General features: G+C 53.7%; 14 protein-coding genes. 7 read left to right on the top strand and 7 right to left on the bottom strand.

What is annotated here, in order from left to right; all coding sequences use genetic code 11:
- Positions 1 to 65: 65 nt before the first annotated feature.
- A complete protein-coding gene (gene htpG / locus IB214_RS18355) occupies positions 66 to 1,940 on the top strand; it encodes a molecular chaperone HtpG (RefSeq protein WP_117342134.1) in 1,875 nt (624 codons plus the stop codon).
- A gap of 58 nt (positions 1,941 to 1,998) precedes the next feature.
- On the opposite strand, the gene IB214_RS18350 is transcribed toward htpG, so the two are convergent.
- On the bottom strand, positions 1,999 to 2,685 hold the full coding sequence (locus IB214_RS18350; RefSeq protein ID WP_117342135.1) for a GntR family transcriptional regulator: 687 nt from the start codon (positions 2,683 to 2,685) through the stop codon (positions 1,999 to 2,001).
- A 37-nt stretch (positions 2,686 to 2,722) separates the two neighbouring features.
- On the bottom strand, positions 2,723 to 4,633 hold the full coding sequence (locus IB214_RS18345) for a fructose-specific PTS transporter subunit EIIC (protein ID WP_117342136.1): 1,911 nt from the start codon (positions 4,631 to 4,633) through the stop codon (positions 2,723 to 2,725).
- Positions 4,634 to 4,875: 242 nt separating this feature from the next.
- Here IB214_RS18345 and IB214_RS18340 point away from each other — a divergent pair, with 242 nt between their 5' ends.
- The 4 genes from IB214_RS18340 (at position 4,876) to hemH (ending at position 10,076) form a co-directional block, all read left to right on the top strand.
- Positions 4,876 to 7,167, top strand: a complete 2,292-nt coding sequence (locus IB214_RS18340; RefSeq protein WP_117342137.1) for a pyruvate formate lyase family protein — start codon at positions 4,876 to 4,878, stop codon at positions 7,165 to 7,167.
- Positions 7,168 to 7,172: 5 nt separating this feature from the next.
- Positions 7,173 to 8,081, top strand: a complete 909-nt coding sequence (locus tag IB214_RS18335) for a glycyl-radical enzyme activating protein (protein WP_223240364.1) — start codon at positions 7,173 to 7,175, stop codon at positions 8,079 to 8,081.
- A 165-nt stretch (positions 8,082 to 8,246) separates the two neighbouring features.
- Positions 8,247 to 8,891: an adenylate kinase gene (gene adk / locus IB214_RS18330; RefSeq protein ID WP_115259192.1), complete on the top strand. Its 645-nt coding sequence runs from the start codon at positions 8,247 to 8,249 to the stop codon at positions 8,889 to 8,891.
- A gap of 222 nt (positions 8,892 to 9,113) precedes the next feature.
- The gene (gene hemH / locus IB214_RS18325; protein ID WP_115259982.1) at positions 9,114 to 10,076 is read left to right on the top strand and encodes a ferrochelatase; all 963 of its coding nucleotides are present in this window, start codon (positions 9,114 to 9,116) and stop codon (positions 10,074 to 10,076) included.
- Here the strand turns inward: hemH and aes are convergent.
- Positions 10,073 to 11,032 (bottom strand): acetyl esterase, encoded by a 960-nt coding sequence (aes, locus tag IB214_RS18320; RefSeq protein WP_117342138.1) that lies wholly within the window; start codon positions 11,030 to 11,032, stop codon positions 10,073 to 10,075. The two genes, hemH and aes, sit on opposite strands and share 4 nt — an antisense overlap.
- Before the next feature lie 153 nt (positions 11,033 to 11,185).
- Between aes and IB214_RS18315 the strand changes: the two genes are divergently transcribed.
- The gene (locus tag IB214_RS18315; protein ID WP_096758024.1) at positions 11,186 to 12,490 is read left to right on the top strand and encodes an inosine/guanosine kinase; all 1,305 of its coding nucleotides are present in this window, start codon (positions 11,186 to 11,188) and stop codon (positions 12,488 to 12,490) included.
- A 104-nt stretch (positions 12,491 to 12,594) separates the two neighbouring features.
- Here IB214_RS18315 and ybaL read toward each other — a convergent pair whose 3' ends face one another.
- Complete coding sequence (gene ybaL, locus IB214_RS18310) at positions 12,595 to 14,274, bottom strand: YbaL family putative K(+) efflux transporter (RefSeq protein ID WP_115259190.1); 1,680 nt, start codon at positions 14,272 to 14,274, stop codon at positions 12,595 to 12,597.
- A 225-nt stretch (positions 14,275 to 14,499) separates the two neighbouring features.
- Complete coding sequence (locus IB214_RS18305) at positions 14,500 to 15,720, bottom strand: MFS transporter (RefSeq protein WP_117342139.1); 1,221 nt, start codon at positions 15,718 to 15,720, stop codon at positions 14,500 to 14,502.
- Positions 15,721 to 15,882: 162 nt separating this feature from the next.
- Between IB214_RS18305 and ushA the strand changes: the two genes are divergently transcribed.
- Entirely contained in the window at positions 15,883 to 17,535 is a 1,653-nt protein-coding gene (ushA, locus tag IB214_RS18300; RefSeq protein ID WP_117342140.1) for a bifunctional UDP-sugar hydrolase/5'-nucleotidase UshA, read from the top strand.
- 240 nt (positions 17,536 to 17,775) lie between these two features.
- On the opposite strand, the gene ybaK is transcribed toward ushA, so the two are convergent.
- Both ybaK and IB214_RS18290 read right to left on the bottom strand, forming a co-directional pair.
- Positions 17,776 to 18,255, bottom strand: a complete 480-nt coding sequence (gene ybaK / locus IB214_RS18295; protein ID WP_117342141.1) for a Cys-tRNA(Pro)/Cys-tRNA(Cys) deacylase YbaK — start codon at positions 18,253 to 18,255, stop codon at positions 17,776 to 17,778.
- A 201-nt stretch (positions 18,256 to 18,456) separates the two neighbouring features.
- Positions 18,457 to 19,251 carry a TraB/GumN family protein gene (locus IB214_RS18290; protein WP_117342142.1) on the bottom strand — a complete coding sequence of 265 codons (795 nt, stop codon included), beginning with the start codon at positions 19,249 to 19,251 and terminating at the stop codon, positions 18,457 to 18,459.
- Positions 19,252 to 19,284 lie beyond the last annotated feature (33 nt).

Here is a 19,284-nt window from a genome sequence, read left to right as displayed (position 1 = left end):
CCTGTCCCCATTTCACTCTCAACGTGTTTTTACCATTAAAAATGGCATTGTTGAGGTAGATCTACATGAAAGGACAAGAAACTCGTGGTTTTCAGTCAGAAGTAAAACAGCTTCTGCACCTGATGATCCATTCTCTGTATTCCAATAAAGAAATCTTCCTGCGTGAGCTTATCTCTAACGCCTCCGATGCGGCAGACAAGCTGCGTTTCCGTGCGCTGTCTAACCCGGACCTGTATGAAGGTGACGGTGAACTGCGCGTGCGTGTCTCCTTCGATAAAGATAAGCGTACGTTGACCATCGCCGACAACGGCGTGGGGATGAACCGCGATGACGTTATCGATCATCTGGGGACCATTGCTAAATCCGGTACCAAATCTTTCCTCGAATCTATGGGTTCCGATCAGGCGAAAGACAGCCAGTTGATCGGCCAGTTCGGGGTGGGTTTCTATTCTGCATTTATCGTGGCTGACAAAGTCACCGTGCGCACCCGTGCAGCGGGCGACAAGCCGGAGAACGGCGTGTTCTGGGAGTCTGCGGGCGAAGGTGAATACACCGTGGCCGACATTACCAAAGACGATCGCGGCACCGAAATCACCCTGCACCTGCGTGAAGGGGAAGATGAGTTCCTCGATGACTGGCGCGTACGCTCCATCATCAGCAAATATTCTGACCATATCGCCCTGCCGGTAGAGATTGAAAAACAGGAAGAGAAAGACGGTGAAACCGTGGTTTCCTGGGAGAAAATCAACAAGGCGCAGGCGCTGTGGACGCGTAACAAGTCGGAAATCAAAGACGACGAGTACAACGAATTCTACAAGCACATCGCTCATGACTTCACCGACCCGCTGACCTGGAGCCACAACCGTGTGGAAGGTAAGCAGGAGTACACCAGCCTGCTGTACATCCCTTCGCAGGCCCCGTGGGATATGTGGAACCGCGATCACAAGCACGGTCTGAAGCTGTACGTCCAGCGCGTGTTCATCATGGACGACGCCGAGCAGTTCATGCCGAACTACCTGCGTTTTGTGCGCGGTCTGATAGATTCCAACGATCTGCCGCTGAACGTGTCCCGTGAGATCCTGCAGGACAGCACCGTCACCCGTAACCTGCGCAGCGCGCTGACCAAACGCGTACTGCAGATGCTGGAAAAACTGGCGAAAGACGATGCAGAAAAATACCAGACCTTCTGGAAACAGTTTGGCCTGGTCCTGAAAGAAGGTCCGGCGGAAGACCACGCCAACCAGGAAACCATCGCCAAGCTGATGCGTTTTGCTTCTACGCACACCGACTCTTCTGCACAGACCGTGTCGCTGGAAGACTACGTGTCGCGGATGAAAGAAGGACAGGAGAAGATTTACTACATCACCGCTGACAGCTATGCGGCGGCGAAGAGCAGCCCGCACCTGGAACTGCTGCGTAAGAAAGGCATCGAAGTTCTGTTGCTGTCCGATCGCATCGACGAGTGGATGATGAACTACCTGACCGAGTTCGATGGCAAGCCGTTCCAGTCCGTTGCTAAAGCTGATGAGTCTATCGACAAACTGGCGGATGAAGTCGACGAATCGGCAAAAGAAGCTGAAAAAGCGCTGACCCCGTTCGTTGAGCGCGTGAAAAACCTGCTGGGCGATCGCGTGAAAGAAGTGCGCCTGACGCACCGTCTGACCGACACACCGGCTATCGTAACCACCGATGCGGACGAAATGAGCACGCAAATGGCGAAGCTGTTTGCCGCTGCGGGCCAGGCCGTGCCGGAAGTGAAATACATCTTTGAACTCAACCCGGACCACGTGCTGGTTAAACGCACGGCGGATACCCAGGATGATGAGCAGTTTAAAGAGTGGGTTGAACTGCTGCTGGATCAGGCGTTGTTCGCAGAACGCGGCACGCTGGAAGATCCTAACCAGTTTATCCGTCGCATGAACCAGCTGCTGGTGTCGTAATTTCACCACAGATTGAGCATTACCGTAAAAGGGCAACGCAGGTTGCCCTTTTTTATGCTTAACGCATCGACACAGTGGTTACGCTATTGGTTGCCAGCGTTTCCTGGGTGTACTGTGCCAGCTCGCCGCTTTGCAAATAGACTTTGTGCTTAATACACAGGCTGACTTGTCCTTCCGGTAAACGTAACAGCCACGCCTCATCTGCATTGAGTATTTTCCCCGACCAGATTTTTACATCGTGACTGATGGCGTAGCCGCAGGTTTGCTCAATATAGTGCAGCACCGACTGGCGACAGTTTTCCTCAGTGAACGCCGGGAACAACGCCCGCGGCATCCAGGTTTCTTCAATGATAGTCGGCTGCTGGTTAATGATGCGCATGCGACGATAGTGGATCAGCGGTGTATCTGATGGTAAGTCGAAAAGCGCGGCGATCTCGGGATCGCTCGAAAGTGCGTCGTAACTGAGTACCACGTTGTCCAGCGTCTGATCGCGGTGTATACGCTCTGACAAGGTAATGACATTGTTGTCCTGATAAAACTCCGGCGGGTTCACGAAGATCCCTGAACCCTGCCGGGTATGGACAAATGACTCTCTTTTCAGCCGCGCAACGGCTTTCTGAATAGTCGGTCGACTGACGCCATAGCGTTCTGCCAGCGCATGTTCACCTTCGACCGGTTCACCGGCAGCGTATTCCCCTTTGAGGATTTTCTCTCTTAACAACAGGTAGATATCAAGATACTTCATGGCGTCCGTTCTGGCGCGTCTGACGACGCGCCCTTGGTTAGGCTTGCGATTGAACGAGTAATTGCTGCTTTTTCGCCATTCTAAGTCGTTTGAGCACAATAGCAATTGCGGCTGTGGTGATAATGCCGCCGCTCATTGCGATCAACGCCATCAGTGGCTGATCGAAACCGCCGAGCAGCACGATAATTGGCCCACCATGTGCGACATTGCAATGTAATCCGAAAACAAAACCGAGGATGCATGCCACCGCAGAGCCAATCATGTTGGCTGGAATAACAGACAGCGGATCGCGGGCGGCAAAGGGAATCGCGCCCTCAGAAATTCCGACCAGTCCCATCGCCGCTGCCGCCTTACCGTTTTCGAACTCCTCGTCATCAAATAACGTAAAGCGTCTGCCAATAAAGGCCGCCAGCGCCATACCCAGTGGCGCAACCGGAATGGCCGCTGCCTGCGCGCCCATAAACTGAGTTTGCCCCTGGGCGATAAGACCCACGCTGAACATGAAGACCACTTTGCCAAACGGTCCCCCCATATCAAAGCCCTGCATTAGCCCCATCACCAGACCGATTAAAATAATATTACCCGTGGAAAGGTTGGTCAGCAGATGATTCAGGAAGGCCATCAGATCAGCAACTGGTGCACCAATAACAAAGATAAATAATGCGGCGATGAAGGCGGTGCCCGCAATCGGCGCGATCATGATAGGCACCAGCGGCAGCAGCATTTTGTGCCATGAAAGGTGGGTCAGCCAGCGGATGAAATAGCCCACCAGCAGTCCGGCAATAATTGCACCGATAAACCCGCAGCCGGCGCTGGCTCCGTAAAACGAACCGGTATTGGCAATCCAGCCGCCGATAAGCCCTGGAGCCAGGGCGGGCCGCTCGCCAATGGCGAATGCAATATACCCGGCGAGGACTGGAATCATCAGCGTGAAGCCAACGACGCCGACATTCAGTACTTGATTCCACAGGCTTCCTTCCGGGATAGCCAGTCCGGACGGTGTCGGCACGCCACCCAGTGCCAGCGCGAGGGCAATCATTAACCCGCCGGTGACCACAAACGGGATCATATAGGAGACCCCATTCATCAGAGACTTGTACAACTGGCTGCGTACCGTGGTGCTCGACGTCTGGGTCTTCGTTGTGGCTCTCGCCTGGTAAGGCTGTGCCGCCAGGGCCTGGTGAATCAATCCCTGTGCATCTTTGATGGCCGCTTTGACCCCAGTAATCACCACCTTTTTGCCATTAAAACGGTCCAAATCGACCTGCTTATCGCAGGCGACGACAATGGCCTCAGCCCGGGAGATATCAGCGTCGCTGGGTGCATTTTTGACGCCAATAGAGCCGTTGGTTTCAACAATGGCTTCATAACCCATTTCCGCAGCGGCTTTTTCCAGCATCTCAGCGGCCAGGTAAGTGTGCGCGATACCCACCGGGCAGCCGGTTACGCCGATAATCAGCCCACGAGAGGACTCAGCACTAACCTTTTCGTGACACGCCTCTTGTTGGCAGAAATAGTCCACGACCGCCTGAACGTCCTGACAGGCCAGGATCTGCCTGACGCTGTCCTCTTCGACCAGACGTGAAGAGATCTGTGCCAACACATCGATATGCGCAGTGCTGGCCTGTTTTGCTGAGGCGATCATCAGGATCAGATGTGTCGGCTGGCCATCTTCCGCGCCATAATCAATGCCCTGACGGCTGATACCTATCGCCACCGCCGGTGATAAAACGCTGTCGCAACGTGCGTGCGGCAGCGCAACGCCGCCTTCAAATCCAGTATTCCCGGTCTCTTCTCGTGCCCATACCTCCTGGAGAAACGCGTCGGTGTCGCGAATTTTATTCGCGCGCAATAACAGGTCGGCGAGTTCAGCAAGTGCCGCGTCTTTTTGGTTTGATTTGAGATCCAGACAAATCAACGCCGGTTGAACAAGGTCGTTTATCTTCACAGTAGACTCTCTATGATTATTTGTATTTACAACTTTCGCAGAGGCTAAAAGTTTACCTGCGAAATGATCTTGATATTGATCATCTCTTTAGATGCGTATTTGACTGTTATTTCGGTTATGCAGGCTGTTTCACACAATGTGATTGATGATGATTTGTTCGTTTATTGATTTTTGATTTAGGTCAAGGATCGTAATTTGTAATTACAAGTTAATAGGGGGACGTTTCTTTTGGAGGCAGGGCCGTGAGCAAACAAGCGATTATCGCCGAACAAGTTGATGTGAATAAAAAGATCCCGTGCGAAAAAAGCCCGGAAGAACAACTCGCGATTATGGAGGCCTACACCGAGGCGTTTCAGTCAACCCCGGAGCGTTTTCAGCGCGAGGTCCGCTGTCTGCAGGCGCTTTACCCCACGCTGTTCCGCCGTCCCTGTGCTGACGATCTGATCCTGGGACGCGTCGATGCGCTGCCGATTGGTTTTGGCTGCGTCACCTCCGTTGGCGGTGTGGGTCATTACTGCAATTTTGCCCGGCTGGACGAACTGCGGAAAATGCTGGAGTTCCCCGACCAACAATACCGTATCGATGTGCTTGAGCGCTTCTGGCGCGAGCATGACACCCGTTCTGTCTATTTTCGCCAGGCGCTGACCGATGACACGCTCGGCAAATTCGTTGACGTTAACTTTCCGGCGATTGCGACGGCGCGTTTAAGCGGCATGTATCTGGATTATCCGCAGTTGATGACGCTTGGGATCGGTGGGTTGCTGCAACGCATCGAACAGCAGCAACTGCAGGCTGAACGCGCCGGGGATGAGGCCGCGGTGCAGTTACAGCAATCTTTCAAGGACGTACTGGGCATTTTGCAGCAGGTGATTGACCGTCACATTGAAATAGCTGCCGATGAGATGGTGGAATGCACGGATGTGGAGCGCTGTAAGCATCTGCTGCTGTTAATGCGCGAGTTGGGCGCTATTCGTCATGACAAACCTGCAACTTTCATCCAGGGGATTGAACTGAGCTGGCTCTACAGCCTGTGTGCTGGCGTGGTGAATTATGGCCGTATGGATGACTACCTGGGTGATTTATTGGTGGCCGATCTTGACGCCGGACGTCTAAGCGAACGCCAGGCCATTGCGTGTATCCGTTCCCACTACCGCCTGATTGAAGCGCGGAAAACCACGGTGAATGGTCGCGTGGTGGTTGGCGGGAAAGGGCGGCGTAACCCGAAAAATGCGGATGTCTATTGTCGACTGGCGATCCAGGCCGTTGAGGAAAATGGTGATACGGAACCGCAATTTACTTTACGTATTTATCAGGGAATGGACAACGCAATCTGGCAACAGGCATTGACGGTGATTGGCACCGGCCTGACCTATCCCATTCTGTATAACGATGACGTCAATATTCCGGCGGTGATGGACGCGATGCAGGTGGGGGAAACGGAGGCCGAGCAGTATGTTCCTTTTGGCTGCGGCGAGTTTGTGCTGGCCGGGCGAAGTGTAGGCACGCCGAATACCTGTATTAACCTGCTTAAAATTCTCAATATCTCGCTCAGCGGCGGCATCGATTTTTGGGATGATAAACAAAAAAGTGGCGGTGTGGCGTTAACCCCGCCAGAACAGATATCGTGCTTTGATGACGTGCTGAATAACTACCAGCGGTTGCTGGATTACTACATTGATATCACGGCGCACGCTCAGGCGTTGTCGTATCGGGTGATGAATGAACAGGTCGGCTTCTTGTTTACCTCGATCCTGACGGCAGACTGCGTGGCGCGCGATAAGGCGCTGCTTGACGGCGGCGTGCGCTACCTCGGCGGTACTAACGAAACCTACGGCAATACCAATGCGGCAGATTCACTGGCGGCAATCAAACAGGTTATTTTTACCGAGCAGCGTTATGACTACACAACGTTGATTGCGGCACTGAAAGCGGATTTCGTGGGCTATGACGACCTCAAGCGGGCACTGATCGCGGCGACCAAGTTTGGTAATGATGACAATGCGGCGGATGACCTGGCGGTGATGATGCATCGCTATGTTTGTACCGGCGTACGCGATGCGGCGAAGCGGGTAGGGCTGGACAGCTATCTGGTGGTGATCATCAACAATCAGGTGAATACCGAATGGGGGCGTGCAACCAGCGCTTCAGCCGATGGGCGGCATAAAGGTATTTATATGAGCAACGCCAACAACCCGCAGAGTGGGGCGGATAAAAATGGTCCGACGGCGATGCTGAACTCACTGCTGAAACTGGAGGCAAAATATCACGCCGGTTCGGTACAAAACATCAAATTCAGCAAAGGGTTATTCAACACCCGTCGCCCGCTGGTGGAGGCGTTGATGCACTCTTATTTTGAGCGCGGCGGGCCGCAGTTGATGGTCAGCGTGGTGGGTAAGGGGGAGTTGGAGGCGGCGTACCAACACCCGGAAAACTACCCTAATTTGATTGTTCGCGTCGGTGGTTTTAGCGCGCGTTTTGTCAATCTGGACCGAGATGTACAGCAGGAAATCCTGAACCGTACGCTGAACGACTGAGGTGGATGATGAGCGAAGCGGGCACGGTTTTTGATATTCAGAAATTTTCACTGCACGATGGGCCGGGGATCCGCACCACCGTCTTTCTGAAAGGATGCCAGATGCGCTGCGTCTGGTGCCACAATCCGGAGTCGCTGAGAGCCGAAAAGCAGCTGGCGTTTCTGGAACATAAGTGCCTGCAATGTCAGCGTTGCGCAGAGGTCTGTCCGCACGGATGCCACCAGTTTGCCCAAGGGCGGCATGAGATAGATTATGCCGCCTGTCAGGCGTGCGGACGCTGCGTTGAGGCATGCCCGGCGCAGGCGCTTAAAATCTATGGGCAGACCCGGAAGGTGACTGAGATCCTTGAAGAGGTCATCAAGGATAAACCCTACTTTGACAAAACCGGGGGCGGCATAACCTTGTCCGGCGGGGAGGCGATGTTCCAGTTTCCCTTTGCGCTGGCGCTGGCAAAAGCGGCGAAAACCGCCGGTTTGCACGTCTGTCTTGAAACGAACGGCGCCTCTCGTCCCGAGCGGTATCGCGAAATCGCCCCGTGGGTGGATCTGTTTCTTCTCGATTACAAAGTGACCGACGCGCGTGCACATAAAGCCCATACCGGTATTGCGAAACACGTGGTGGAGAGCACGCTGGACACGCTTAATGAGATTGGCGCACAGGTGATCCTGCGCTGCCCGCTGATTCCGGGATATAACCTCAATGATGCGCATCTGGCGGCGATCCGCACGATAACCGAACGCTATGCGGCTATCCTGCACAGTGAAATATTGCCCTACCATAATCTCGGCATGGCGAAACATCGTGAGCTTGGACAGATCCCGGTATGCACGATTAGCGTACCGGATGAGGCAACGGTGGCACAGGCACTGGAAAAATTGAATCAGAACGGAGGAAAGACCGTGCGTCGGGGGTAAGCGCGGGGTGTTTGGGTAGAATATAGCGTACGCAATTAATGATATTTCACGATATCCTGCTGTTAAACGTTTCAGCGTCAAGCGCCTTTCTTGAGCCAATTGCGTGATGGTGGTATCGTTTAGCGCTTTTTTAAAATATCGACAACCTTTAAGGGGATTTTCGTAATGCGTATCATTCTGCTTGGCGCTCCGGGCGCGGGTAAAGGGACTCAGGCTCAGTTCATCATGGAGAAATATGGTATTCCGCAAATCTCCACCGGTGATATGCTGCGTGCTGCCGTGAAATCTGGCTCCGAGCTGGGCAAACAAGCGAAAGACATCATGGACGCCGGTAAACTGGTGACCGATGAGCTGGTGATCGCGCTGGTCAAAGAGCGTATTACACAGGAAGACTGCCGTAACGGTTTCCTGCTGGACGGCTTCCCACGTACTATTCCGCAGGCTGACGCCATGAAAGAAGCGGGTATCGTGGTGGATTACGTTCTGGAATTCGCGGTACCGGACGAACTGATCGTTGACCGTATTGTTGGTCGTCGCGTTCACGCGGCATCTGGCCGTGTTTATCACATCAAATTCAACCCACCTAAAGTTGAAGGCAAAGACGATGTGACCGGCGATGAACTGACTACCCGTAAAGATGACCAGGAAGAGACCGTGCGTAAGCGTCTGGTTGAATACCATCAGATGACTGCCCCGCTGATTGGTTACTACCAGAAAGAAGCTGAAGCGGGTCAAACCAAATACGCGAAAGTTGACGGTACGCAGGCTGTTGCCGCTGTTCGCGCTGACCTGGAAAAAATCCTCGGTTAAGTTTTAGCGTTGTGAACCCTTTATCAGGCCTGCCATTATCTCGTAGGCCTGATAAGCGCAGCGCCATCAGGCAATCGGTGCCGGATAGCGGCGTAAACGCCTTATCCGGCCTACCGGTATCGTTAGCGCCATCAGGCATATTCTTACCTCTCGCAGCAATTAGTTCTTCTTCCTCGCTTTTCCGCTACAATTATCAACAATTTGAATCAATACGAGGCGGTAATGCGTCAGACGAAAACCGGTATCCTGCTGGCAAATCTCGGCACCCCCGATGCCCCCACACCCGAAGCAGTTAAACGTTATCTGCGCCAGTTTTTAAGCGACACACGCGTGGTCGACACTCCCCGTCTGCTGTGGTGGCCGCTGCTGCGCGGAGTGATCCTGCCGCTGCGCGCGCCGCGCGTTGCGAAGCTATACCAGTCAGTCTGGATGGATGAAGGCTCGCCGCTGATGGTCTACAGCCGCCGTCAGCAACAGGCGCTGGCAAAATGCCTGCCGGATACGCCGGTTGCACTGGGGATGAGCTACGGTTCCCCCTCGCTGGAAAGCGCGGTCGATGAATTGCTAGCGAGCGGCGTTGAGCACATTGTGGTGTTAACGCTGTATCCGCAATACTCCTGCTCAACGGTGGCCGCGGTGTGGGATGAACTGGCGCGCATTTTAGCGCGCAAGCGTGCGATCCCCGGCGTCTCCTTTATTCGCGATTACGCAGACGACAGCGCGTATATTGATGCGCTGGCCAAAAGCGCCCGTGATGCGTTTGCCCGGCACGGCGAACCCGATTTACTGCTGCTTTCTTACCACGGTATTCCACAGCGCTACGCTGATGAAGGCGATGATTACCCGCAACGCTGTCGCGACACCACGCGGGAGCTGGTGTCGGCGTTAGGGCTGCCGCCGGAAAAGGTGATGATGACCTTCCAGTCACGCTTCGGTCGGGAACCATGGCTGACGCCATATACCGACGAAACGCTCAAAATGCTGGCGGAAAAAGGAACCCGGCATATCCAGGTCATGTGTCCGGGATTTGCTGCTGATTGCCTTGAAACGCTGGAGGAAATCGCCGAGCAAAACCGAGAAATTTTCCTCGAAGCGGGCGGGCAGAAATACGAATATATTCCGGCGCTGAATGACGCACCGGAACACATCGAAATGATGCTGAAACTGACCGCTGCCTATCGCTAAAGCTGCGCTCTGAAGAAACGCGCGCCATCCCGCAAGGCATCGTCGGCGGTTTTCATCATCCGCGAGTAATGCAGGAAGGCGTGCAGCGTGCCGAGGTACATTTTGTACTGACAGGGCTGCCGATGCGCCTGGAGCGTCTGGAACAGTAAGCGGCTGTCGTCAATCAGCGGGTCAAACTCTGCACTGGCGATAAAACACGGCGGCACATCGCGGGTGAGATCGTTGTTAAATAAACAATAGTACGGCGACTCGCGGTCATCGACGCTGCGCAGATAGGCGTCTTCGTACATCTGCAGATCGTCTCGCGTTAAGCCATCCCATTCTCCGCCCATCAGTCGTCGGCTGAGCGAATCCCGTAAACCGTACAGCCCGTACCACAACAGCACGCCCGCGACCTTACCGCAGGCAATTTGCTTATCGCGTAGCCACAGTGCGCTGGCAAGCGCCAGCATGGCGCCTGCGGAATCACCGGCAAAACCGATATTCTCTACGTTCAGCGCATAGTCAGCGGCATGGTGATGAAAGTACTGGCAGGTCGCGACAATTTCTTCGATGGCCTGTGGAAAGCGCGCTTCCGGCGAAAGTGAATAGTCGATGCCAATTACCGTGAAGCGCGTGTAACTCGCCAGCAAGCGCATAATGCGATCGTGCGTATCCAGATTACCGAGAATAAAACCGCCGCCGTGCAAATAGTACAGCGTGGCCTGGCTATGGGGTTGGGGGGAGTAAATCCGCGTCGCCACCGGGCCGCACGCGGTAGAAATGACGCACTCCCGGGTACTCATCTGCGGAGCATCGGCATTCCAGAACTGACGCTCGTGCACGTAGTGTTGGCGTTGGGCAACGAAATCATCCGCGGCGGGCCACGGCGGCAGGTCATCGCGATGAAAGTTCACCACGCTTTTCATTTCGTCTGAAATAAGGTCGAGGACGGGGATCTTGTTTTCCGGCTGCATAAAACGCTCCTTGTAAAAGGTGATGTATTGTAGAAATTAACGGCAGATAAACTGCGATCTCACCGCCCGATATTGAAAATTAGCACCGCATCGCGCGCGCAGGAGGGAATGTGCTACCATGCATCGCTCAGTTAACCACCCGTAAAATCGACCATGAAATTTCCCGGCAAACGCAAATCCAAACACTATTTTCCCGTCAGCGCGCGCGATCCGTTGCTGCAACAAATTCAGCCTGAAAACGAGACCAGCGCCGCCTGGGTCGTCGGTATCGACCAGACTCTGGTGGATATAGAAGCCAAAGTGGATGACGACTTTGTGAAGCGTTATGGATTAAGCGCCGGGCATTCTCTGGTGATTGCTGATGATGTTGCTGAGGCGCTCTATCAGGAACTGGTACGTGAAAATTTAATCACCCATCAGTTTGCGGGCGGAACCATCGGTAACACCATGCACAACTATTCGGTACTGGCGGATGACCGCTCTGTATTGCTGGGCGTCATGTGTAGCAACATTGAGATTGGTAGCTACGCGTATCGCTATTTATGCAATACCTCCAGCCGTACCGATCTGAACTACCTGCAGGGCGTTGACGGGCCGATTGGTCGCTGCTTCACGCTGATTGGCGAATCCGGCGAGCGTACCTTCGCCATCAGCCCCGGTCACATGAACAAACTGCGGGCGGACAGCATTCCCGAGTCGGTGATTGCCGGTGCCTCTGCGCTGGTGCTGACCTCATATCTGGTGCGCTGCGAACCGGGCGAGCCGATGCCGGAAGCGACCATGAAGGCCATTGAGTTCGCCAAAAAGCACAATGTCCCGGTGGTGCTGACCTTAGGAACCAAATTCGTTATTGCGGATAACCCGCAGTGGTGGCAGGAATTCTTGAAAGAGAATGTCTCCATTCTGGCGATGAACGAAGAAGAAGCCGAAGCGCTGACCGGCCTGAATGACCCGCTGCTGGCATCTGACAAAGCGCTGGATTGGGTGGATTTGGTGCTGTGTACCGCCGGTCCGGTGGGCCTGTATATGGCTGGGTTTACGGAAGATGAGGTCAAACGCAAAACGCAGCATCCGCTGCTGCCGGGCGCCATTGCCGAATTCAACCAGTACGAGTTCAGCCGCGCGATGCGCCATAAAGACTGTATCAACCCGTTGCGCATTTATTCGCACATTGCCCCGTACATGGGCGGCCCGGAGAAAATCATGAACACCAACGGCGCGGGTGACGGTGCGTTGGCGGCCCTGCTGCATGATATTACGGCAAACAGCTACCATCGCGGCAATGTGCCGAACTCCAGCAAGCACAAGTACACCTGGCTGACCTATTCCTCGTTAGCGCAGGTGTGTAAATATGCCAATCGCGTGAGTTATCAGGTGCTGAACCAGCATTCACCGCGCCTGACGCGCGGATTGCCGGAGAAGGAAGACAGCCTCGAAGAGGCTTACTGGGAGCGTTAAGCGGTATTGCGCGACATTGCCCGGTGGCGTTATTGCTTACCGGGCCTGCATAATGCGGTGTACCCGCAGGCCGGATAAGCGCTAGCACCATCCGGCACACAACATTAACTGGCGGTAGCAACGTTACCCGCTGGTGGCGTTTCAATAAGTTCCAGCATGGTGCGCGCGATTTCACGTTCACCCATCACCACCTGATTAGCACCACGCTCGGTAATGTATTCCACTTCATCGTCATAATGCGCGCGGGCGATAATCTCAATCGTCGGGCACTTCTCACGCGCGGAAGCCACAATCTCACCGGCTTCATAACCATTCGGGATGGTCAGCAGCAGCCAGCGCGCACAGTCCAGATGTGCCAGGTTCATGATCTCTTCGTTGGCTGCATTGCCCAGTACCGCGCGGATCCCACGTTCACGTAGCTCGTCCACGCGAGTCCGCGACGTTTCGATAACCACCAGCGGGATACCCGCAGCCATCAGTTTTTCACCTAACAAGCTACCGACGCGGCCAAAACCGACCAGCAGGGCATGATTACAGATATCGACCGGGATTTGCTTCTCTTCTTCGATAGCTTCTTCCAGCGTCTGCTCTTCCAGCGTTTCGGTTTTTGCGAGGTATTTTTCCAGCACGGCGAACAGCACTGGATTCAGCATGATGGACAGGATGGCCCCGGCCAGCACCAGGTTTTGTCCCGCCTGTGGTAACAGGTTAAGCGCCATGCCAAGGCCGGCGAGGATAAAAGCAAATTCGCCAATCTGCGCCAGGCTGGTGGCAATGGTGAGCGCTGTGCGCTGAGAGTGACCGAACAGGCGCACCAGGAAATAGGCGGCGAGGGATTTACCAAAGATGATAATTGCCAGCGTGCCCAGCACAGCCAGCGGTTGCTGGATCAGGACCAATGGGTCGAACAGCATGCCGACGGAAACAAAGAACAGCACCGCAAATGCATCACGCAGCGGCAGGGTGTCATGCGCCGCACGGTGGCTCAGTTCAGATTCGTTCAGCACCATACCGGCGAAGAACGCGCCCAGTGCGAAGGAAACATCGAATACTTCTACGGCACCAAACGCGATACCTAATGCGAGTGCCAGTACCGACAGGGTAAACAGTTCACGCGAGCCCGTGGCGGCGCTACGGGCCATAATCCACGGCACCAGGCGACGACCGACCAGCATCATAATGGCGATAAACGCGATTACTTTACCGATGGTGATGCCCATATCAACGGCCAGTGACGCAAAGCCAACGTTGTCTTTTTCCAGCATACCGGCGATGGCTGGCAGGAGAACCAGCGTTAGCACCATCATCAGGTCTTCAACAATCAGCCAGCCAATGGCGATCTGCCCGCGCTGGCTGTCAATCAACTGTCGTTCTTCAAGCGCGCGCAGTAGCACCACGGTACTGGCGGTAGACAGACATAATCCAAAGACGATACCGACCATCAGCGACCAGCCCAGCACAGCTGAAAGCGCCATACCCAGCAGCGTCGCCACGGCTATCTGGGCTATCGCACCGGGAATGGCGATGGACTTTACCGCCATTAAATCCTTCAACGAAAAGTGTAGCCCCACGCCGAACATCAGCAGGATCACGCCAAGTTCTGCCAGTTCCGGCGCAAGCTTGGTATCCGCAACAAAACCAGGTGTAAATGGACCGGCCAGAACGCCCGCTAACAGATATCCCACCAGAGGAGAAATACGCAGTTTATTGGCAAGCATGCCAAATATAAAAGCGAGCACAAGGCCGCCAACAATGGTGGTGATAAGCGGGGTGGCGTGATGCATTCCGTCTCCTTTGATTGCTGTGGTGATCCTGAAAACCCTAATTACGAGTAATAGTTTATGACAATTTTAATGTTTATGTTTATGAATAATTATTGAAATTTGATGAAAACAGGAATTTAGTCGTAAAAAAGCACGGATCGGATAACTGCGGGGGGGAGCATAGAGCAAACGCTGATGGTCACTGTAAGTGATGGCAGCCAAAGTTTACTTTTGGCCGCCATAAAATCAGGCTTTATGTCGGTTATCAGGTAAGAATATGGTCAGTATCCCCAGGAGAGGCAGGAAAGCACATATTTTATAGACCAAATCAATACTGGTATGGTCGGCAACCAGCCCTAACACCGCGGCCCCTAAGCCGCCCATGCCAAAGGCAAAACCAAAAAACAGCCCAGAAACCATGCCGATACGCCCCGGAAGCAGCTCCTGAGCGTATACCAGAATGGCAGAAAAGGCCGATGCCAGGATAAAACCAATGATCACGGTTAAAATCCCGGTCCATTCCAGCGTTGCATAGGGTAAAACGAGGGTAAACGGCGCTACGCCGAGGATAGAGCCCCAAATGACATATTTTCTACCGATTTTATCACCTAGCGGTCCGCCAATAACCGTCCCTGCCGCAACGGCAAACAGGAACGCAAACAGGTGGAACTGCGCATTTTGTACCGATAATCCGAATTTTTGCATCAGATAAAAGGTGTAATAGCTGCTGATGCTCGCCATATAGAAGTATTTGGAGAAAATCAGCACCAGCAGGATGCTAATCGCCAGCACCACCTTGTTGCGCGGTAGCGGGTTAACGATGGCGACTTTCGGCTTACCTTTACTCATCCGATGTTGGGTCGAATACCAACGGCTGATTTGCGCCAGTACCACAATCGCTAACAACGCGGCCAGCACGAACCACGCTACATTACCCTTACCGTATGGCGCGATGATGACAGCCGCCAGCAATGGCCCCAGAGAACTGCCGAAGTTACCGCCCACCTGGAAAATAGACTGGGCCAGACCATGGCGACCGCCGGAAGCCATCCGTGCCACGCGGGACGATTCCGGGTGAAACACCGATGAACCTGTGCCGACCAGCGCAGCGGCGAGCAGCACCATATGGAAATTACCGGCCATTGCCAGCAATACCAGTCCACTCAGCGTGAAGCACATGCCAATAGGCAGTGACCATGGCATCGGATATTTGTCTGTCCAGTAACCTACCACCGGTTGAAGCAACGAGGAGGTGAGCTGGAAAGTCAGGGTAATCATCCCGATCTGCATAAAGCTCAGCGAGAACTCTGACTGCAACAGCGGATAAATCGCCAGGATCAGCGACTGGATCATATCGTTGAGCAGGTGAGAAAGGCTGATCGCCCCTAAAATGCCAAACGAGGTGCGTGCTTTTTGCGACGGCGCAGCAGAGCCGGGGAGCGGTTGAGCGGTTTGATTGGTAGCCATAGGTCCACTTCAGTAATGATGAGACAGGAACAGGTGTAATTATTATCCGACTAACATACCTGCGGAAGGTGTTTGAAGGAAGTCTCATTTCTGAAAACATTTTCGGCTATTATTTCATATCATTGTAATTTCAGCGGTTGATATTGGGTCAGGGAGAGAAGCATGAAATTTTTGAAACGGGGCGTGGCGCTAGCATTATTTGCCGCCTTTGCGCTGGCAGGCCAGCCTGCTCAGGCTTACGAAAAAGATAAAACCTATAAAATAACCATTCTGCATACCAACGATCATCACGGCCACTTCTGGCGCAGCGAATACGGCGAATACGGACTGGCGGCGCAAAAAACGCTGGTGGACGGTATTCGTCATGAGGTGGCAGCCGAGGGCGGAAGCGTCCTGTTACTTTCCGGCGGCGACATTAATACCGGTGTACCGGAGTCCGATCTTCAGGATGCTGAACCGGATTTTCGCGGCATGAACCTGATTGGCTATGACGCGATGGCGGTGGGTAACCACGAATTTGATAATCCGCTGACCGTGTTGCGACAGCAGGAAAAATGGGCCAAATTCCCGCTCCTCTCCGCCAACATCTACCAGAAAAGCACCGGTGAGCGTTTATTCAAACCCTGGGCCATCTTTAAGCGTCAGGATTTAAAAATTGCCGTTATCGGTTTAACCACCGACGACACGGCGAAAATTGGCAACCCGGAGTTCTTCACCGATATCGAGTTCCGTAAACCTGCGGATGAAGCCAAGCTGGTGATTCAGGAACTCAATATGGGTGAAAAGCCCGATGTCATTATTGCCACCACGCACATGGGGCATTACGACAACGGCAACCACGGCTCCAACGCTCCAGGCGATGTGGAAATGGCGCGTAGCCTGCCCGCAGGCGCGCTGGCGATGATTGTGGGTGGTCACTCACAGGATCCGGTGTGCATGGCATCGGAAAACAAAAAGCAGGTGGATTACATACCAGGTACCCCGTGTGCGCCAGATAAACAAAATGGTATCTGGATCGTCCAAGCGCACGAGTGGGGAAAATACGTAGGCCGCGCGGACTTTGAATTCCGCAATGGCGAAATGAAAATGGTCAACTACCAGCTCATTCCGGTAAACCTGAAGAAGAAAGTGACCTGGGATAACGGCAAAAGTGAGCGCGTACTTTACACCCCGGAAATCGCTGAAAACCCGCAAATGCTTTCCCTGCTAACACCGTTCCAGAATAAAGGCAAAGCGCAGCTGGAGGTCAAAATTGGTAGCGTTAATGGGCGTCTGGAAGGAGACCGCAGCAAAGTCCGTTTTGTTCAGACCAACATGGGGCGTCTGCTACTGGCGGCGCAAATGGCGCGCACCGGTGCTGATTTTGGCGTGATGAGCGGTGGTGGCGTCCGTGACTCCATTGAAGGCGGCGATATTACCTATAAAAGCGTGCTCAAGGTTCAGCCGTTTGGCAACATAGTGGTCTATGCCGATATGAGTGGTAAAGAGGTGGTTGACTATCTGACCGCCGTCGCGCAAATGAAGCCGGACTCGGGGGCCTATCCGCAATTTGCCAACGTTAGCTTTGTGGCGAAAGACGGCAAGCTTAACGATTTGAAAATCAACGGTGAGCCCGTCGACCCGGCCAAAACCTATCGCATGGCGACGCTGAGTTTCAACGCCACCGGCGGTGATGGCTATCCGCGAATTGATAACAAACCGGGTTATGTGAATACCGGGTTTATCGATGCGGAAGTATTGAAAGAGTATGTGCAGAAGAATTCACCGTTGGATGTCAGTGCGTTTGAGCCGAAGGGTGAAGTTAGCTGGCAATAACAGGGCTATTTTGTTCGCCATTTTGAACGCGGGCAGTGCTCGGACAAAACTCACAGAGTTTTGAACGCCCATCAGGGCGGCCCGGAGGGGGAGCGTAGCGAATAATCCTCACGTACTACATGTACGCTCCGGTTCCTACGCGCTGGCCGAGTCCAAACTGCCTTCACCAATAACGCCCTGTAGAGTATTCAGTTGTAGGCCTTAAAGCTGCGCGCCATCAGGCAATCATTCCAAAACAGGTTAATCGCGGCGTGCGATATCGGCGAATTTCGCATCCAGAATTTTGGCCAAATCGTCCGCCGCCAGTTCAATATCCAGCCCGCGTTTGCCGCCGGAAACATAAATGGTGTCAAATGTCTGGGCGGGGGCGTCGATAAGCGTCGGCAATCTTTTTTTCTGCCCTAATGGGCTGATGCCGCCCACCAGATAGCCGGTGGTACGCTGCGCCACCATCGGGTCGGCCATGTCGACCTTTTTCGCGCCCAGCGCCTTGGCGACCTTTTTCAGATCCAACTGTCCGGCTACCGGCGTGACGGCGACGGCCAGATGTTTCATATCGCCATTCACGGCAACCAGCAGCGTTTTATAGACCTGATCTGCATTCAGACCCAGTTTACGTACCACTTCATCACCAAAATTAGTCTCGGACGGATCGTGGTCATAGGTGTGGATCTGGAACGAAATGTTGTTTTTTTCGAGTAATTTAACGGCGGGTGTCATAGCAATTTTTCCTGGCTCAGACAAAATACGACCAAAGCATACGCCTGATGGCGGTCGAAAAAATAGTACCATCTTGCGCAATAGTATTGGCAGGATGCTGACTTTGAGCGACAATCGACCTACACCGATGCTTTAAGCGTCGGCATAATAATAATGATGAAATTCCTCTTTGACGGGCCAATAGAAATATTGGCCATTTTTTTATCGCAACATCTCCGGCAAATTCCCTTCTCCATAAAGATGCAGTGCGCCTACTGCCACCACATAATGGCCTGCGGGCAACGCGTTAAGCTTGTCCCGCCATGCCTCATTTCGCTGGTGCATCAGGACGTCATATAACGACTGACTGAACGTATTGGGTAACGTGAGATCGTTATTCTGCGGCGGTGTTTTTAACCACCAACCCATCATCTGTTGCAGCAGACGGGCATTGGTATGCCAGTGTGTCAGGGTATCGTCCAGCAACGCCAGACCGTTATCCGGTAGCTGACATAAAAGATCGATTTGGCTGGCAGCACCTTCCAGCTCGATAACCGGCTTTTGCGCCTGCTTCGCCTGTTTCAGCAGTTGGTAATCAATTCCGTATTCCGCACGTAACCCCAACTGCTGCGCCTGGGTAGCCTGCAATATCATGGCGATTTGCCACAAAGGTTGGGTGGAAAACAGGGAAGGTGAAATGCCCAACTCAGCGCTGACTTTTTGCACGTGGCGGAGCTGCTCGTCGCTGATGCGGTCTTCCAGAGCGGTAAACGTGGGCAGGTTAGCAAACGGCGCATCGTCACCGGAGACATCGGCTTCGACGATCAGCGCGTCGGCGCGGTAGAGCTTTTTCAGGAGTTTGGCGGGCAGAGGGGCCATTTCACGGCTGCCCATATGAATACTGCCAATCAGATGAAAATGGCGATTACCGGGCAACGAGATGTCGATAGCAGGCCAGGTATAATGGTGACCGCGTAGTGCAGACCATAATGCTTTTACCCGGTATAACAGATCCATACGACCTCCCGTTGAAAAATCCCATGCTAGCGC

Source organism: Citrobacter sp. C1 (genome assembly GCF_014596895.2).
Lineage (GTDB): Bacteria > Pseudomonadota > Gammaproteobacteria > Enterobacterales > Enterobacteriaceae > Citrobacter > Citrobacter gillenii.
The sequence above is the reverse complement of the archived record's forward strand: the minus strand, read 5'-3'. Positions and strand labels throughout refer to the sequence as shown.

Bases quoted from the DNA above. Each gene is read 5' to 3' on its own strand.
- htpG (WP_117342134.1), top strand. From the start codon at position 66: ATGAAAGGACAAGAAACTCGTGGTTTTCAGTCAGAAGTAAAACAGCTT.
- IB214_RS18350 (WP_117342135.1), bottom strand. From the start codon at position 2,685: ATGAAGTATCTTGATATCTACCTGTTGTTAAGAGAGAAAATCCTCAAA.
- IB214_RS18335 (WP_223240364.1), top strand. From the start codon at position 7,173: ATGATGAGCGAAGCGGGCACGGTTTTTGATATTCAGAAATTTTCACTG.
- adk (WP_115259192.1), top strand. From the start codon at position 8,247: ATGCGTATCATTCTGCTTGGCGCTCCGGGCGCGGGTAAAGGGACTCAG.
- hemH (WP_115259982.1), top strand. From the start codon at position 9,114: ATGCGTCAGACGAAAACCGGTATCCTGCTGGCAAATCTCGGCACCCCC.
- aes (WP_117342138.1), bottom strand. From the start codon at position 11,032: ATGCAGCCGGAAAACAAGATCCCCGTCCTCGACCTTATTTCAGACGAA.
- IB214_RS18315 (WP_096758024.1), top strand. From the start codon at position 11,186: ATGAAATTTCCCGGCAAACGCAAATCCAAACACTATTTTCCCGTCAGC.
- ybaL (WP_115259190.1), bottom strand. From the start codon at position 14,274: ATGCATCACGCCACCCCGCTTATCACCACCATTGTTGGCGGCCTTGTG.
- IB214_RS18305 (WP_117342139.1), bottom strand. From the start codon at position 15,720: ATGGCTACCAATCAAACCGCTCAACCGCTCCCCGGCTCTGCTGCGCCG.
- ushA (WP_117342140.1), top strand. From the start codon at position 15,883: ATGAAATTTTTGAAACGGGGCGTGGCGCTAGCATTATTTGCCGCCTTT.
- ybaK (WP_117342141.1), bottom strand. From the start codon at position 18,255: ATGACACCCGCCGTTAAATTACTCGAAAAAAACAACATTTCGTTCCAG.
- IB214_RS18290 (WP_117342142.1), bottom strand. From the start codon at position 19,251: ATGGATCTGTTATACCGGGTAAAAGCATTATGGTCTGCACTACGCGGT.